At 50.1% G+C, this 16,204-nt stretch carries 15 protein-coding genes and 1 riboswitch; of the genes, 14 read left to right on the top strand and 1 reads right to left on the bottom strand.

The window, feature by feature from the left end:
• Positions 1-12 precede the first annotated feature (12 nt).
• The gene (locus KNO73_RS02250; protein WP_215111997.1) at positions 13-201 is read left to right on the top strand and encodes a hypothetical protein; all 189 of its coding nucleotides are present in this window, start codon (positions 13-15) and stop codon (positions 199-201) included.
• 253 nt (positions 202-454) lie between these two features.
• Here the strand turns inward: KNO73_RS02250 and KNO73_RS02255 are convergent, their stop codons facing one another.
• On the bottom strand, positions 455-2,146 hold the full coding sequence (locus KNO73_RS02255; protein WP_168169841.1) for an Rqc2 family fibronectin-binding protein: 1,692 nt from the start codon (positions 2,144-2,146) through the stop codon (positions 455-457).
• Between the two features lie 131 nt (positions 2,147-2,277).
• Between KNO73_RS02255 and gmk the strand changes: the two genes are divergently transcribed.
• The 13 genes from gmk (at position 2,278) to KNO73_RS02320 (ending at position 16,167) form a co-directional block, all read left to right on the top strand.
• A complete protein-coding gene (gene gmk / locus KNO73_RS02260) occupies positions 2,278-2,925 on the top strand; it encodes a guanylate kinase (RefSeq protein WP_031421596.1) in 648 nt (215 codons plus the stop codon).
• Positions 2,925-3,134, top strand: a complete 210-nt coding sequence (gene rpoZ, locus KNO73_RS02265; protein WP_015881337.1) for a DNA-directed RNA polymerase subunit omega — start codon at positions 2,925-2,927, stop codon at positions 3,132-3,134. Before gmk ends, rpoZ begins: the two co-directional genes overlap by 1 nt.
• Before the next feature lie 58 nt (positions 3,135-3,192).
• The gene (gene coaBC, locus KNO73_RS02270) at positions 3,193-4,383 is read left to right on the top strand and encodes a bifunctional phosphopantothenoylcysteine decarboxylase/phosphopantothenate--cysteine ligase CoaBC (RefSeq protein WP_214733689.1); all 1,191 of its coding nucleotides are present in this window, start codon (positions 3,193-3,195) and stop codon (positions 4,381-4,383) included.
• Entirely contained in the window at positions 4,380-6,704 is a 2,325-nt protein-coding gene (gene priA / locus KNO73_RS02275) for a primosomal protein N' (RefSeq protein ID WP_078146670.1), read from the top strand. Before coaBC ends, priA begins: the two co-directional genes overlap by 4 nt.
• Positions 6,705-6,715: 11 nt before the next feature.
• Complete coding sequence (gene fmt, locus KNO73_RS02280; RefSeq protein ID WP_215111998.1) at positions 6,716-8,116, top strand: methionyl-tRNA formyltransferase; 1,401 nt, start codon at positions 6,716-6,718, stop codon at positions 8,114-8,116.
• Positions 8,103-9,434 (top strand): 16S rRNA (cytosine(967)-C(5))-methyltransferase RsmB, encoded by a 1,332-nt coding sequence (gene rsmB, locus KNO73_RS02285; RefSeq protein WP_215111999.1) that lies wholly within the window; start codon positions 8,103-8,105, stop codon positions 9,432-9,434. Before fmt ends, rsmB begins: the two co-directional genes overlap by 14 nt.
• A 3-nt stretch (positions 9,435-9,437) precedes the next feature.
• A complete protein-coding gene (rlmN, locus tag KNO73_RS02290; protein WP_015881342.1) occupies positions 9,438-10,523 on the top strand; it encodes a dual-specificity RNA methyltransferase RlmN in 1,086 nt (361 codons plus the stop codon).
• An 8-nt stretch (positions 10,524-10,531) separates the two neighbouring features.
• Positions 10,532-11,266, top strand: a complete 735-nt coding sequence (locus KNO73_RS02295; RefSeq protein ID WP_214733691.1) for a Stp1/IreP family PP2C-type Ser/Thr phosphatase — start codon at positions 10,532-10,534, stop codon at positions 11,264-11,266.
• Positions 11,267-11,271: 5 nt separating this feature from the next.
• The gene (gene pknB, locus KNO73_RS02300; protein ID WP_214684500.1) at positions 11,272-13,224 is read left to right on the top strand and encodes a Stk1 family PASTA domain-containing Ser/Thr kinase; all 1,953 of its coding nucleotides are present in this window, start codon (positions 11,272-11,274) and stop codon (positions 13,222-13,224) included.
• 42 nt (positions 13,225-13,266) lie between these two features.
• Positions 13,267-14,154 carry a ribosome small subunit-dependent GTPase A gene (gene rsgA / locus KNO73_RS02305; protein ID WP_214684887.1) on the top strand — a complete coding sequence of 296 codons (888 nt, stop codon included), beginning with the start codon at positions 13,267-13,269 and terminating at the stop codon, positions 14,152-14,154.
• Positions 14,155-14,157: 3 nt separating this feature from the next.
• Positions 14,158-14,814: a ribulose-phosphate 3-epimerase gene (gene rpe, locus KNO73_RS02310; protein WP_015881346.1), complete on the top strand. Its 657-nt coding sequence runs from the start codon at positions 14,158-14,160 to the stop codon at positions 14,812-14,814.
• 20 nt (positions 14,815-14,834) lie between these two features.
• A riboswitch (TPP riboswitch) is annotated at positions 14,835-14,935 on the top strand.
• Between the two features lie 72 nt (positions 14,936-15,007).
• Positions 15,008-15,583 (top strand): energy-coupled thiamine transporter ThiT, encoded by a 576-nt coding sequence (thiT, locus tag KNO73_RS02315; protein WP_214684498.1) that lies wholly within the window; start codon positions 15,008-15,010, stop codon positions 15,581-15,583.
• Positions 15,580-16,167 carry a thiamine diphosphokinase gene (locus KNO73_RS02320; protein WP_214684496.1) on the top strand — a complete coding sequence of 196 codons (588 nt, stop codon included), beginning with the start codon at positions 15,580-15,582 and terminating at the stop codon, positions 16,165-16,167. Before thiT ends, KNO73_RS02320 begins: the two co-directional genes overlap by 4 nt.
• Positions 16,168-16,204 lie beyond the last annotated feature (37 nt).

Raw genomic sequence — 16,204 nt, forward strand, 5'->3', positions numbered from 1 at the left:
TCCGGCGCCCGTTTGTCTTCTTCCAAGGCCTCGACGACCGAAGAAAAGCTCGATACTTACTTCGAATCGATGTATCAGGGGAAAGGGAAGGTAAACGCCGAGCCCGCCCGTCATCAATCCCGCGATCATCCGCCTCGGCCCGCCGTTCAACATCCGTTCCGTTCGTCAGACCGTGAAGGATGGATTGTGTCGACTTGTTGATCATCAGATCCACCCCTGTGTGTTCTTCTCACACCATTATATGGGATGAAGGACAAAAGGTGACCAAGAACGGGCAGGCGAGACTCCTGAGGGAATAGCAAGCAAAGGGAGACCCAGCAGTGACGCAGTCGCGATGCGGCTCCCTGCTTGCCCCTAGGAAAGCGAGCCGTGTCCGGGTTGGGCATATAAAAGACATTAGACCTATACTTTGTCTATAGTCTGGACCCGCCATCACGATGGCGGGTCTTCATGTTCACGATTGTTTCAATGACTTCATCAATTGCTCATCCGGAGTCACGTAGACGGTCTGTTGATCCGTGTAGATGACGAACCCGGGTTTCGCACCGCTCGGTTTTTTCACGAAGCGGGCGCGTGTGTAATCGACAGGCACGCCACTCGATGCGCGTGCCTTCGAGAAGTAGGCGGCGACTGATGCGGCTTCAAGTAATGTCGTTTCATCCGGTTCGGTCGAACGAATGATGACGTGAGACCCTGGGATGTCTTTAACATGAAGCCAAATCTCGTCACGGCGTGCGAATTTGAACGTCAGATGGTCGTTTTGCGTATTGTTCTTCCCGACAAAGAACTCTATTCCGGTCGAGGACGTATACGCTTCAAGCGAAATCTTCGGATTCGCTTTTTTCTTTTGTCGTTTTTGACGGATGTAGCCTTCTTCTGCGAGTTCTTCGCGAATCTCAAGAAGGTCGGACGGTGACGCGACGTCAAGTTGGGCGATAAGCGTCTCTAAATATTCGATTTCTGCATCGTTCAGCTCAATCTGTTTCTTCACTTCCACTTTTGCGACTTTTAATTTGTTGTATTTCTTATAATATTGCTGCGCATTCTCATTCGGTGTTTTGAGTGGATCGAGTGGAATGGAGAGGATTGCACCGTTTTCGTCATAATAATCGACGACTTCGGCGACGCGCATCCCTTTCTCGAGTTGGAATAAATACGTCGTCAACAACTCGCCGTATTTTTGTAACTCATCTGCCCGTTCTGTCGCTTTCAAATCATCCAAAAGGCGGCGGCGTTTTAATTGATTCTTTTCGAGTTCTGATTTCAAGAGCCGTTCCACATCGTGTGCTTGTTGTCTCACACGGTCACGGTTCGCTTTTTCATAGTAGAAACGGTCGAGCACTTCTTTACTCGATTCATACGTTTCCTCGGATTCGATGTCCCCGGCTGTCAACGCGATCGGAGCGAACCGTTCTTTGCCGTTCGCAAGTTGTTGGAAAACGTAGGGTCCATCGAGTTGACGAAGAACGTTCTCAAACGCTTGTTGTAAGGAGTCGCGATTCGGCGTTTTTGCGAGATGAACAACTTCCTGTGCGATTTGCGGACTGACGCCGGCGAACGTGGCGACAATCTGTTTATCAAGCTTGCCGGCGTTCCAATCGATTCGTTTCAATCCTTCTGTCATCTCCGTCAATGGGTCGAACTTGTGTTGTTCCGGCGGAAGGAGATAGTCACTACCCGGCATGATGGTCCGATACGTGTTTTGGGAAGGCGGGAGATGCTTGATGGCATCTAATATTTTGCCTTCTTCTGTCGTCAAGACGACGTTCGAGTGGCGTCCCATCAATTCGATGTATACTTTCTTCAATTCTTCATCGCCGAGCTCGTTACGAGAGCGGACCGAAATGACGATGACACGGTCTCGTCCGATTTGTTCGACCGCCGTGATGAATCCACCTTCTACATGTTTGCGGAGCATCATGCAAAACATCGGCGGTTCTTGTGGGTTTTTAATCGGTGTATCCGTCAACTGAAGACGGGCATACATCGCGTTTGCTGATATCAAGAGTTGCGCGTTCTGACGATTCGAGCGAATTTGAAGCATCAAATCGAGCGAATACGGTTGATGTACCTTGTTGATTCGCCCTCCGACGAGCGATTGTAATTCTTGTACGACACGATATGTCATTAATCCATCATAAGCCAATGATCTCATCACCTTTGTTCATTTTCTGTCTCTACGTTATCAGAAAAACAGAAAATATGGTACGATGGAGTAGGAAATCCGAACTTCTTCTTGCCGGGACAATTGATTGACTGCTATTATAATTAAATGTGATGTTAGAAGATGGAGGGCTTGCAGTGAATTTTAAAGAACGAGGATTATTAATCGTTTTGTCTGGACCGAGCGGTGTCGGAAAAGGGACCGTTTGCCGTGCTCTTCGCGAGGAAGAGGACAACAACCTTCAATATTCGGTGTCGGCGACGACCCGAAAACCACGTGAAGGGGAAGTTGAAGGGGTGCATTACTTCTTCAAATCGAGAGAAGAGTTCGAACGGATGATCGAACAAAAAGAACTGCTTGAACATGCCGAATTTGTCGGTAACTATTACGGGACGCCTGTAGAGTGGGTGCGTGAAACGCTCGAAAGCGGCCAAGATGTCATTCTTGAAATTGAGGTGCAAGGGGCGTTCCAAGTGAAGGAACTTCTCCCAGAAGCCGTCTTTTTATTCTTGGCACCACCAAGCCTTCAAGAACTTCGCAATCGTCTCATCGGACGAGGCACGGAGTCAGAAGAAGTCATTAAGCAACGCCTGCTCGTCGCGCGTGAAGAAATCGAGTTGATGGACGCCTACGACTATGTCGTCACGAACGACGAGGTCGACAAAGCCATCGATCGAATTAAAGCGATCGTGACAGCCGAGCATTGTAAACGTGAACGTGTTGCGTCACTCTATAAAAAAGCCATGATGGAGGTCATTTAATGTTATACCCTTCGATTGATGCCTTACAACGTACTATCCCGTCAAAATACACGATCGTTACGGTCGCTGCAAAACGGGCGCGTCAGATTCAAGATGGAAAAGCACCGAAAGTCGCCGAGCCAAAATCATATAAGCCGGTCGGTCAAGCGTTAGAAGAACTATTTTCGGGTGATACGACAATCATCGTGAACGAAAAAAACAACGGATGAAGTGTGACCCAAGTCGTTTGCGACTTGGGTCTCATTGTCTATAAGGGGGAGTTTGGGAATGGTGAAGGATCGTACTATTTTGTTATGTGTGAGTGGTGGCATCGCCGCCTATAAGGCGTGTGCGCTCACATCGAAATTGGTTCAAGCCGGAGCGAATGTTCGCGTCGCGATGACGAAGTCGGCAGAACAATTCGTGGGTCAGGCGACCTTCCAGGCGCTCAGTCGCAACCCGGTCTATACGGACGTGTTCGAAGAGCATGACCCGACAAAGATTGCACATATCGATGTCGTCGACTCGAGCGATTTGATTGTCGTGGCCCCGGCGACGGCAAATACGATTGCAAAATTGGCGAACGGGATTGCGGATGACTTTATTACGACGTCCATTTTGGCTGCGAAGTGCCCGGTCATCATCTCACCAGCGATGAATGTGAACATGCTCGAACATCCTGCCACACAGCGCAACATCGAGACGCTAAAATCATACGGCTATCAGTTGATTGAACCCGGTGTCGGCAACTTGGCTTGCGGATGGATTGGCGGGGGACGTCTGCCTGAACCGGAAGACTTGGTTCGCATCATCGAAAGCCAATTCGTTCCGAAACTATATCTTGGAAAAGATGTCTTGATCACGGCTGGCCCGACTGTCGAACGCATCGATCCCGTCCGTTACTTATCCAATGATTCGTCTGGAAAAATGGGCGTCGCACTCGCTGAGGTGGCTCGAGACATGGGCGCCCGTGTCACGCTCGTCCATGGCCCGCTTCAAGTTCCTGTCCCAGATGGCGTGACAGCGGTTCCCGTCAAGTCAAGTGAGGAGATGCTGCGCGAAGTGACGAGCCGCTTTGAGGCTTCAGACCTTGTCGTGAAATCGGCGGCAGTTGCGGATTATCGTCCGAAAACGGTGCATTCGGAAAAACATAAAAAAGTTCACGGTCCACTCATGATCGAACTTGAAGAAACGACAGACATTTTAAAATCACTCGGTGAGAAGAAGACTCATCAAGTGTTGGTCGGATTTGCTGCTGAGACGGAACGACTCGAGGAGCATGCGGCAGCTAAGCTGAAGCGGAAAAACGTCGATTACCTCGTGGCGAACGATGTGTCTGGCAGTGACGTTGGATTCGGGGCGGACGACAATGAGGTCGTCTTGTTCCATGCAGACGGGACGACACATCGACTTCCGAAACAGTCGAAGAAACAGTTAGCGTTCGAGTTGCTCACACACTTTAAGGAAGCGGTCCGATGATTGCACATGTACATGTCGATGCACCGGTGATCACGATTGATCGTCCGTTTGATTACGAAGTACCTGAACAATTTGAGGCTTTGATTGAACCGGGCATGCGCGTCTCTGTCCCATTCGGGTCCCGTCGTCTGCTCGGGATTGTCGTCGGTACGTCAGATGGGACGAGAGATGGATTAAAACCGTTAGAAGCGCTGTTAGATGAGGAATCTTCACTCACCGATGAACTGCTCGCTTTATCCATTCATGTGAAAGAGACGACACTTTGCTTTCGTTCATCCGCCCTGCTCGCGATGCTTCCGGCCGCGCTCAAGGTGAGTTATGACAAAGAAATCAAAGAAGGGTATGTGCCTGATGGGGTCCGCCTCGGAACGCATTTATCGGAGTATCCAAAAGAAGTCCAATCGGTCATTCTTGGACTCGCTAAAAAAGGGGAGCTGATCTTAGCGCCCGTCTTAAAAGAAAAGAAGACTGTTAAGACCGACGTCGTCGTCGAGCTCCTCGATGCAACGGTCGTGCCAAAACGTGCGAAAAAGCAACTTGAAGCGGTCAACCTACTAAAGGAGACCCCACGCATGTATTGGTCGGCACTACGTCAAATTGGTCTGACTCGTCCACAACTGCAAAAACTTGCCGACCTCGGAGCGGTTCGATTGACCGAGGTCGAGTTGAACCGTGACCCGTACGCGACGATCGAGCAAGTCGAGGAATCGGTTCAATTGAACGACAGTCAGGCAAGTGCCGTCTTGGCCATACAGGAGGCTGAAGCAGGTGAGACGTTACTCGTCCACGGTGTGACGGGGAGTGGGAAGACCGAAGTCTATTTAGAATCAATCGGACAAGTCATCGATGAAGGCAAGCAGGCCATCTTACTCGTTCCTGAAATCAGTTTGACCCCGATGATGGTCAAACGCTTCAAGCGTCGTTTCGGCGATCGGGTCGCCGTGTTGCACAGTGCTCTGTCTAAAGGTGAGAAGTACGACGAGTGGCGTAAGATTAAACGGAATGAAGTCGACGTCGTCGTCGGTGCCCGTTCTGCCATCTTTGCCCCGCTCGACCGACTCGGTCTGATCATCTTAGATGAAGAGCACGAGACGACGTACAAGCAAGAAGAGAACCCGCGCTATCATGCGCGCGATGTTGCCATCTGGCGGGCTCGTTATCACGGTTGTCCTGTCGTGTTAGGCAGTGCGACCCCGTCACTTGAATCGTATGCCCGGGCACAAAAAGGCGTCTATCGCTATTTGCATTTGAAAGAACGGTATGGCGGTGAGATGCCACCGGTCCACATCATTGACATGCGCCGAGAGTTGGCGAAGGGCAATACGACGATGTTCTCGGAAGAATTGTTCCAAGGGATTCTCGACCGGATCGAGAAAAAAGAGCAGTGCGTCATTTTATTGAACCGTCGTGGATTCACGACGTTCGTCATGTGCCGGGACTGCGGGGAAGGCATGACATGTCCGCATTGTGCCGTCAATTTGACATATCATCAATATGGAGATCGGTTGAAGTGTCACTACTGCGGTTACGAGGTCGGTATGCCTTCGACGTGTCCATCCTGCAATAGTAAGAAAATCAAACAGTTCGGGTCGGGCACACAAAAAATCGAGACGGAACTGTTGAACCGGATTCCAGAAGCGCGCATCATCCGAATGGACCAGGATACGACGTCTCGAAAAGGTTCACATGAGCAGTTGTTGCGTCGTTTCGAAGAAGGGGAGGCCGACATCTTACTTGGCACGCAGATGATTGCCAAGGGGCTCGACTTCCCAAACGTCACCCTCGTCGGGGTACTCGCGGCGGATGCGACACTCGGGATGCCTGACTTTCGGGCGACCGAACGCACCTTCCAACTTGTCACGCAAGTGGCAGGAAGAGCCGGGCGCGGAAAACTTCCGGGTGAGGCGTTCGTCCAAACGTATAACCCGGACCATTATGTGATCGAGACTGCGAGTGAACATGATTATGAGACATTTTTCGCCAAAGAGATGGGACTCAGACAAGTCGGAAATCATCCTCCTTACTGGTTTTTAACGCTCGTCACGTTTTCGGCGGAAAATCCCCTTGTCGCCAAGGCCGAGGCAGAATTGTTCGCATCAGACTTTTTACAAGCGCACGTGGAGAATAGTCGCTTGAATGGACCGATGCCGGCACCGTTATCGAAATTGAAGAACGCCTATCGTTATCAAGTATTCATTAAAACGAAACAACCCGATACGCTTTACGCCGAGCTGGCACGATTACAGCAAGCGAGAGCCAAAGCAATCAGCAAGAAAGAATATCAAATGAGTATCGATGTGAACCCATACGTATTCATGTGAGGTGGAGAGACATGTATAAAGTAGTAGAAGTACCTAATGACATTTTGCGCGTAACGTGCGAACCGGTGACAAAGTTTGATAAAAAATTGCGTCAGACTGTCGACCGATTGTTTGATACGATGTATGAGTATGACGGAGTTGGTGTCGCGGCACCGCAAGTCAATTTGAACCAGCGGCTCGCGGTCGTCCATACCGATGATGAGACGGGACCGCTCGTCTTGATCAACCCGGAAATCATTGAAACATCCGGTCGAGAAGTTGGACTAGAGGGATGTTTGAGCATCCCAGGCGAATTCGGATTCGTGGAACGACATGAGTCGATCGTCGTCAAGAATCAAGATTTGAAAGGGCGTACACATACGATTCAAGCGAGTGGCTTTTTCGCTCGTGCGATTCAACATGAGATGGATCATTTGGATGGCGTCTTGTTCACAGACAAGCTCGCCGTCCCGAACCCTGGAAAAGACAAACGCATCGTCTTCATGGGGACGCCGACGTTCGCCGTATCGGTACTTGAGCGACTGCTTGAAGAAGGATACAATGTCGTAGGTGTCGTATCGCAACCGGATAAACCGGTCGGGCGAAAACGTGAACTTAAGCCGACTCCAGTAAAAGAGTGTGCGCTTCGTCACGGTATTCCCGTGTTGCAGCCTGAAAAAGTGCGCACAGACTATGCAGACATTTTAGAGCTGAAGCCTGATTTGATTGTGACGGCGGCGTACGGACAAATCGTGCCGACCGCCTTACTAGAAGCCCCGCCTCACGGAGCCATCAACGTACATGCCTCCCTCCTTCCGAAATATCGCGGAGGTGCCCCGATCCATCAAGCCATTCTTGATGGGGAGTCGGAGACAGGTGTGACGATCATGTACATGGTCGACAAGTTAGATGCAGGGGACATGATTGCCAATACCATCGTACCTATTGAAGAGACGGATACAGTCGGGTCTTTATTTGATAAACTGGCTGTAGCAGGAAGCGATCTTCTGATCCGTACGCTTCCGGCCTTCTTGGAAGGGTGGATTGAGGCGGTGCCTCAAGACGAGCGAGACGTGACGTTTGCTCCGAACATCAGCCGTGAGCGTGAACAGATTGATTGGACGAAGCATGGCGAGTCCATCTACAACCATATTCGAGGAATGAATCCATTCCCGACGGCCTATTCAACGCTTGAAGGCGAACGAGTGAAATTGTTCATGGGAGAAAAAACGACAGGAACGGGACAGTCGGGAGAAGTCATTCGTCTGGAAGAAGACGGATTTGTCGTGGCGACAGGGAACGACGTCGCAATCAAAGTGACCGATTTGCAACCCGCAGGTAAGAAACGGATGGATGGTGCAACTTTCATGCGTGGCGCCGGACAAAAGCTACGGATTGGCGACCGATTAGGAGGAACTCATGAACGTACGTGAAGCAGCGCTTGATACGCTGATGAAAATTGAACAAGGCGGCGCGTATTCGACGATTGCCGTCAATGATACATTGAAACAAAAAAAAGTTGCCCCAAAAGATGTCGGTCTCTATACCGAACTCGTATATGGGACGCTCAGTCGCAAAGGGACGCTCGATTATATTTTGAAAGACCGCATCCGTTCGCCGAAGAAGCTAGACAAGTTTGTCCTCCCGCTTCTTCGGATGAGCGTTTATCAACTCTTCTATCTTGATAAAGTACCCGACCGGGCCGTCCTACACGAGGCGGTCGAAATCGCGAAAAAACGAGGTCATCACCTCGGAACGAGCAAATTCGTAAACGGGGTGTTACGAAATGTGCTTCGGGAAGGGTTTCCGGACTTTAGTGGCTTGACCGATGCAGAACGAATCGCCATCGAGCACAGTCATCCGGAATGGCTCGTATCAGATTGGATTGAGTTATATGGTGTGGAAACGGCAGAAGCGATTTGCCGATTAAACAATGAACCTGCTCCTGTTACGATTCGGGTCAACCGAAAGCGCATTTCAGTGGATGAGATGATGAACCGGTTGGCTGATGCTGGCGTCATGACGTCACGTTCGGAACTGTCGGCAGATGGACTCGTCGTAGAGTCTGGGAATGTCCATGGGACCCCATTTATCGAGGAAGGTTTCCTATCGATTCAAGATGAAAGCTCCATGATTGTCGCGGATGCACTCGGTGTGTCGAAAGACGATGTCATCCTAGACGCATGTGCCGCACCAGGCGGCAAGGCGATGCATACGGCAGAGCGGATGCAAGGTGGGTCGCTCACCGCGCTTGACCTTCATCCGCACAAAGCAAAATTGATTGACCAACAAGCGAAACGTCTACACATCAATGGAGTGACCGCACTTGCCCTTGATGCTCGTTTAGCAGGTGAACGGTTTGAAGAAGAGAGTTTTGACCGGATTCTTTTAGATGTCCCTTGTTCGGGCCTTGGCGTCATTCGTCGAAAGCCGGATATTAAATGGACGAAGGACAAAGCTCAACTCGAAAACTTACCAAAGATACAAAGACAAATCATTGATGCCGTATTGCCACTGCTCAAACCAGGTGGTACGCTAGTTTACTCGACATGTACAATCGACCCGTCTGAAAATGAGACGCAGGCTGACTATATTCTGTCGAAAGGGTTGATGTGGGACGAAACGCTCAAAGGTCGTCTCCCACAATCTGTTCGTCCGATGATGGAATCGGACCGTGCTGAACTAAAATTATTACCGACGACATTCGGGACCGACGGCTTCTATATCGCCGCATTTAAGAAAGAGGTATAAAACATGAATCCAAAAGCAGTAGAAAAGAATCCACTCGTAGGCGCAAAACCGTCACTTTATTCGTTGACGTTCCCCGAACTTGAGGCATGGGTGATCGAGGCAGGAGAAAAGGCATTCCGTGCGAAACAATTATATGATTGGATGTACGTCAAACGGGTCACGACTTTTGATGATATGACCAACGTTCCGAAAGCGCTTCGCGACAAATTAGAGGCATCGTTCCAATTGACGACGTTAAAAGAATTGGTCAAGCAGGAATCCCAAGACGGCACAATCAAGTTCTTGTTTGAACTTCAGGACGGGTACTCAATTGAAACGGTACTCATGCGTCACGAATACGGAAACTCGATTTGTGTCACGACACAAGTCGGTTGCCGGATCGGATGTACGTTCTGTGCCTCGACACTCGGCGGCTTGAAACGAAACTTAGAAGCCGGGGAAATCACAGCCCAAGTGCTCGACGTACAACGTGCATTAGACGCGACAGGAGAGCGCGTCGACTCTATCGTCGTCATGGGAATCGGCGAACCGTTCGATAACTACGATGAGTTAATGCGTTTCTTACGTACTGTCAACCATGACAATGGACTCAACATCGGAGCACGACACATCACGGTATCGACGAGTGGGATTGTTCCGAAGATTTACAAGTTTGCCGATGAAGGTATGCGAATCAACTTCGCCATTTCACTTCACGCACCGACGACGGAATTGCGTACTAAGCTCATGCCGATCAACCGTGCCTTTGACTTGGACAAGTTGATGGATGCGGTCCGTTATTACACAGAGAAGAGCGGACGTCGCATCACGTTTGAATATGGACTCTTTGGTGGTGTCAACGATACGGAAGAATATGCCCATCTCTTGGCAGACCTGTTAAAAGGAATCAAATGTCACGTCAACTTGATTCCCGTCAACCATGTACTCGAACGTGACTATGTACGGACACCGCGAGCTCAAATCTTTGCCTTCGAAAAAGTGCTCAAAGACCGCAATGTGAACGTGACAATCCGTCGCGAGCAAGGGTCGGACATCGATGCCGCTTGTGGACAGCTTCGAGCGAAGGAGCGCGAACAAGAAACGAGGTAATCAGAAAGATGGAATTAGCATTTCGAACAGATCGTGGACAAGTACGCACACAAAATGAGGATGCAGTTTTAATCTTAGGTGATGCCATAACCGGGATTGCCCTGGTTGCAGACGGAATGGGTGGGCATGCAGCGGGAGAGGTCGCGAGTCAAATCGTGATTGAAGAGTTTAGACGGGCGTTCCCGTCTCTCCCGGCAACCCCTGTCGAAATCGAACGATGGTTCCGCCACCACATCGATTTGGCGAACGATCAAGTGTTGCAATTTGCGAAGCAGTCGAATCTTGTCATGATGGGAACGACTGTGGCAGCTGTTTGTTGGAATGAAGAAACGGTGGTCATCGTCCATATCGGAGATAGTCGCGTCTATGCGCTCCAGGCGAATGAGTTAAGACGTCTTACGGAGGACCATTCTTACGTCAATGTGCTCAAACAACTCGGTGAATTGACGGAAGAAGAGATGCGGGTTCATCCGAAACGAAATGTCATCACCCGGGCAATCGGTTCAAGCGAACAAGTCGAACCTGACGTGCAAGTGCTCGCTGACCCTGAGTTTGATGTGATTTTAATTTGTACGGATGGATTGACGACACACATGACCGATGTGGCGATTCAACACGTATTACAACAAACGGCATCCGCCGAACAAAAAGCGGAGCAACTCATTGCAGAAGCCAATCAATTGGGAGGAAGCGACAATATCACGGTCGCCCTCGTTCAATTCACAGATAGAAAGAGAGGATGAATCCGATGCGAAGCGGAGAACGAATCAACGATCGTTATCGGATCGAACAACAAATCGGCAGCGGAGGCATGGCAAATGTCTACCGGGCTCATGACGAGATCTTAAACCGAACCGTCGCCATCAAGGTGTTGCGATCTGAATTCTCACATAACGAACAATTTATACGTCGGTTCGAGCGAGAAGCCCATGCGGCTACGAGTCTGAACCATCCAAACATCGTGGCGATTTATGACGTCGGCGATGAAGAAGATTTGTACTATATCGTCATGGAGCATGTCGATGGGGTGACGTTAAAACAATATTTGCAAGAGGAATACATATCTGTCGATGAAGCGCTACGCATCATGGGACAGATTTGTGATGCGATTGACCATGCCCATGCGAATCGAATCATTCACCGTGATATCAAGCCGCAGAACATGATGATCGATCAGCACGGTAACGTGAAGGTGACCGATTTTGGGATTGCCGTGGCGATGTCGAATGCGACGTTGACGCATACGATGTCCGTACTCGGCTCGGTCCATTATTTCTCACCTGAGCAAGCGCGCGGTAAATTTGCTGATGAAAAGTCAGATATTTATTCGCTCGGTGCCGTACTGTACGAATTGTTGACAGGTCGTGTCCCGTTTATTGGCGAGACACCCGTCGCCGTCGCCCTTCAACATTTGCAAGATGACCCGATTCGACCGATGGACTTGAATCCGAATATTCCACAGGCACTCGAAAACTGCGTCATGCAAGCATTGTCGAAGTCACCAGGTGCCCGTCATGTTTCGGTCGCAGCCTTTAAGAAAGACTGCATGACGGCATTAAGCCGTGAACGCGCCAATGAGCCGAGACGTGTTCCGGCCAGTCAGGATGAGTTCGATCAAACGCTCGTCATGACACCGGTCATACCTGAAGAAAAACCAGAGACGCCAGTAACACCGACTCCGGTCACAGCGTCTAGTGAGCAAGAACCTGAAGCGGTGACTCCAGTAAAAAAGAAGAAACGCAAATGGTGGATTTGGATTTTACTCGTGTTGATCCTGATTGGAGGGAGCATTGCGGCATACGTGGTCGCCGATGAAATGTCACGAGCCGTCGTTCCGGATGTCGTTGGAATGAGTATCGGAGATGCCACTTCTGAACTTGAGAATGCCGATTTCGTCGTCGAAGTGACGGAGCGGGCGAGCGATGACGTCGAAGAAGGTGAGGTTATTTCGCAAAACCCACAACAAGGGCGTAAACCAAAACGAGGCACGACGGTGACCATCGTCGTTTCGGCCGGGAAAGAAACCGTCGAAATGCCGAATGTGGAGGGATTGTCCCAAACAGCAGCTGAACGCATGTTAAAAGATCTGGCATTCAGTGACCTTGAAATCAAAACAGAAGCTTCGGAAACAGTCGCTAGCGGAGATGTGATTTCGCAATCCCTCGACCCAGGCGAGGAAGTCGTTCCTTCAGAAGTGACGGTGACGCTCGTCGTGTCGACAGGAAGCAACAAAGTCGAACTGTCGAATCTCGCGGGATATACGTTTGACGAGGCATCGACTTATGCCGATCAAAACAAGTTAAAAATCGTGAGACGGGATGAGTTTTCGACAAGTGTTCCTAAAGGTCAAATCATCCGTCAACTTCCAACGGCGGGTACGGCAGTCGATCCGGGAACGGAACTTACGGTCATCGTATCGGAAGGGGTTGAACCGACGGACGTCTCCATCGAACGTGAAGTGAGCGTCGAAGTCGAGCAACCGGACAAAGACAAGAAACCGAAAGCCGTCGAGGTCGTGATTCGCACGGTCGATGCGCGCGGTGAAATTGAAGTGTTACGGGATAACATCACAGAGACGACAACGTATTCGTATACGCTCGTTATTGCCCCGGACGAAGTCGGGACCGCAACGATTGAAGTCGATGGTGAAATCGTCCGAACGGATTCAGTCACATATGCACAGGCCAAAGAGGCACAATAAAGAGGTGACGGTGTCGTCACCTCTTTTTTAAGGGAGGTAGTCATATTGAAAGGAACGATTATTCGCTTACAAGGCGGGTTTTATGATGTGATGACCGAGTCGAATCAAGAGATTCGGTGTCGGGCGAGAGGGAATTTTCGGAAACGAAACATCTCGCCTGTCGTCGGGGATGACGTGGTCATTCAAGATCAGGAAGATGGGACGGGCTATATTTTAGAGGTGGAGGAGCGTCAAAACCATCTCGTCCGCCCACCAATCGCCAACATCGATCAGGCATTTCTACTTTTTTCTGTGAAAGAACCGGCGTTTTCTTATCATTTGCTTGACCGATTCCTCGTATTGATCGAATCCAAACAAATTCATCCAATCATCGTGTTAACGAAGATGGACCTACTCAGTGAAGAAGAGACCGGACCGATTCAAGAGGCGGTCGCCCGCTATCGTACCATCGGATATGACGTGATTGAGACGTCGACGGAGCTTTCGGATGGGGTCGATCAAGTAAGGGGACTCTTCAAAGAGAAGACGAGCGTGTTTGCCGGTCAAACAGGTGTCGGGAAAAGTTCACTCTTGAACGCGGTCGCGCCTGAACTCGAATTGGCAACGGGGAAAATCTCAAAATCACTCGGCCGTGGGAAACATACGACACGTCACGTCACGCTCATTCAATTGGCCGACGGGCTTGTGGCGGATACGCCAGGATTTTCAAGTCTTGAGTTCCCGCAAGAACTCGAGGCGGATGAACTGAGATGGTGTTTCCCGGAGTTTGTGGAACGACATGACGATTGTAAGTTCCGGGGATGCGTCCATATCAATGAACCGGGGTGTGCCATTAAACAAGCCGTTGAAGATGGCAAAATTGCTTCAACTCGTTATGAGAATTATGTTACCTTTATGGAGGAGTTAAACGATCGTAAACGGAGGTATTGACAGATGATTAAAATCGCACCATCAATTTTAGCAGCCGACTTTGCCAATTTGGAAGCGGAAGTGAAAGCCGTTCAAGATGCGGGGGCAGATTATATCCATTTTGACGTGATGGATGGGCAGTTCGTGCCGAACATCTCGATTGGACTACCGGTCCTCGCGAGCTTGCGCAAAAAATCAGACATGGTTCTCGATGTGCATTTGATGATTGACCAACCGGAACGCTATGTCGAAGATTTCGTCAAGGCGGGGGCAGACATTGTGACGGTTCACGTGGAAGCAACGAACCATTTACATCGAGTCTTGCAGCAAATCAAAGCGGCAGGGGCGAAATGTGGGGTCGTCTTGAACCCGCACACCCCGCTCTCTACGATTGAACATATCCTTCAAGACGTCGATATGGTATTACTCATGACCGTCAACCCAGGGTTCGGTGGACAAGCGTTCATTGAATCCGTCGTACCGAAAATTTCGGCGCTCAGTCAGCTTCGCAAAGATCGTCAGCTCGATTTTGAAATTGAAATCGATGGTGGCGTCAATGAAGAGACGGCGAAACGTTGCATCGACGCAGGGGCTGATGTCCTAGTTGCCGGTTCGGCCATTTACAATCAACCGGATTATAAAGCCGCCATCGATAGCATTCGTGGCGCATCTCGTGTATAATCGACGGTAGAACAACAAGATAGAGTCGCAAGGGGTGTCACAATATGTGGCTGAGAGGCATACGCTAACCCTTTGAACCTGTTCCGTTCACACGGACGTAGGGATGTGGCGAAAATGCACGTTGCGAATCCAAGCAGCATGGCGTTTACGTCATGCTGCTTTTTGTCGTTCACACAATAAAGGAGGAAGAAAGATGAAATCACGTTTTAAATTACAAGCACTCATCGAAATTTCATTGTTCGCGGCGCTTGGACTAGTCTTTGATTTACTGATCCCATACCGTTTGCCACAAGGAGGGTCAATCAGTCTGGCGATGCTCCCGATCTTTGTGATGGCGTTTCGTCACGGATTGAAAGGGGGACTTGCGACTGGTGCGCTCGTCGGGACGCTTCAACTCTTGTTCGGAGCCTATATCTTTACGCCAGTTCAGTTCTTGCTCGATTATACGGTCGCGTACGGACTTGTCGGCGTGGCCGGCGTCTTTGCCGGACGTGTGAAACAGGCCGCTGGTCAAGGCGCGACGAAGACGCTCGCTACCTATTTGGTGATCGGCGCATTGATCGGGTCGGCGTTGCGTTATGCGGCTCACGTCATCTCAGGGATTGTCTTTTTCGCTGAGTATGCGGAGGGTCCGGTCGTGGCTTATTCACTTGGCTATAACGCAACTTATATGGTTCCGTCGTTTGTCATCTCAGCCATCGTATTAGTCTTACTCTTCACGACAGCTCCGCGATTCACGCGTGTCGCGACACGGGACATTCGTCAATGAACATCTTGATCGTCGCGGCGAGTCCGGAACCTATTCCGGACTTACCGCGTGATGCCGATTTTGTCATCGGTGTCGATGGCGGATATCAGAGATTATTAGATGAGGGGATTGATGTCGACGTCGTGGTCGGGGACTTTGATTCGTTTGTCGGAACACCTCCTGAGGAAGCGCTACGTTATCCATCTGAAAAGGATGTGACCGACCTCGAGATTGCGCTTCAGTTGGCAATCGATCAAGGGGCGACCCAGATGCACGTGTACGGGGCACTCGGTGGTCGAGTTGATATGACGTTCGCGAACGTCGGTCTACTCGAATCGTATCCGGGGATGGTTCTTCATGGGACGGGTCAAACGATTTTTCTCGCTCGGCCAGGAAGTTATGAGATTAAAAAACTAGATGAACATTACTTGTCTTTCATGCCTTGGAAAACCGCTACGATTTCAATTGATGGGGTCAAATATCCACTCGACCGTCATCCGGTCCATAGCGCGCAAGCGTTGACTGTATCAAATGAGTGGAGCGAAGAGCGTGCCTTGTTGACGGTCCATGAGGGAATGGTCCTTGTCATGCTCGTCAAAAAATAAGCAAAAAAAATCCCATCGGCGAATGCCGCTGGGATTT

Source organism: Exiguobacterium sp. s83, assembly GCF_018617095.1.
Lineage (GTDB): Bacteria > Bacillota > Bacilli > Exiguobacteriales > Exiguobacteriaceae > Exiguobacterium > Exiguobacterium profundum.

Coding starts and splice junctions, on each gene's coding strand:
- gmk (WP_031421596.1), top strand. CDS start 2,278: ATGTTAGAAGATGGAGGGCTTGCAGTGAATTTTAAAGAACGAGGATTA.
- KNO73_RS02320 (WP_214684496.1), top strand. CDS start 15,580: ATGAACATCTTGATCGTCGCGGCGAGTCCGGAACCTATTCCGGACTTA.
- rsmB (WP_215111999.1), top strand. CDS start 8,103: ATGAACGTACGTGAAGCAGCGCTTGATACGCTGATGAAAATTGAACAA.
- rpoZ (WP_015881337.1), top strand. CDS start 2,925: ATGTTATACCCTTCGATTGATGCCTTACAACGTACTATCCCGTCAAAA.
- rlmN (WP_015881342.1), top strand. CDS start 9,438: ATGAATCCAAAAGCAGTAGAAAAGAATCCACTCGTAGGCGCAAAACCG.
- KNO73_RS02295 (WP_214733691.1), top strand. CDS start 10,532: ATGGAATTAGCATTTCGAACAGATCGTGGACAAGTACGCACACAAAAT.
- coaBC (WP_214733689.1), top strand. CDS start 3,193: ATGGTGAAGGATCGTACTATTTTGTTATGTGTGAGTGGTGGCATCGCC.
- fmt (WP_215111998.1), top strand. CDS start 6,716: ATGTATAAAGTAGTAGAAGTACCTAATGACATTTTGCGCGTAACGTGC.
- pknB (WP_214684500.1), top strand. CDS start 11,272: ATGCGAAGCGGAGAACGAATCAACGATCGTTATCGGATCGAACAACAA.
- rpe (WP_015881346.1), top strand. CDS start 14,158: ATGATTAAAATCGCACCATCAATTTTAGCAGCCGACTTTGCCAATTTG.
- priA (WP_078146670.1), top strand. CDS start 4,380: ATGATTGCACATGTACATGTCGATGCACCGGTGATCACGATTGATCGT.
- thiT (WP_214684498.1), top strand. CDS start 15,008: ATGAAATCACGTTTTAAATTACAAGCACTCATCGAAATTTCATTGTTC.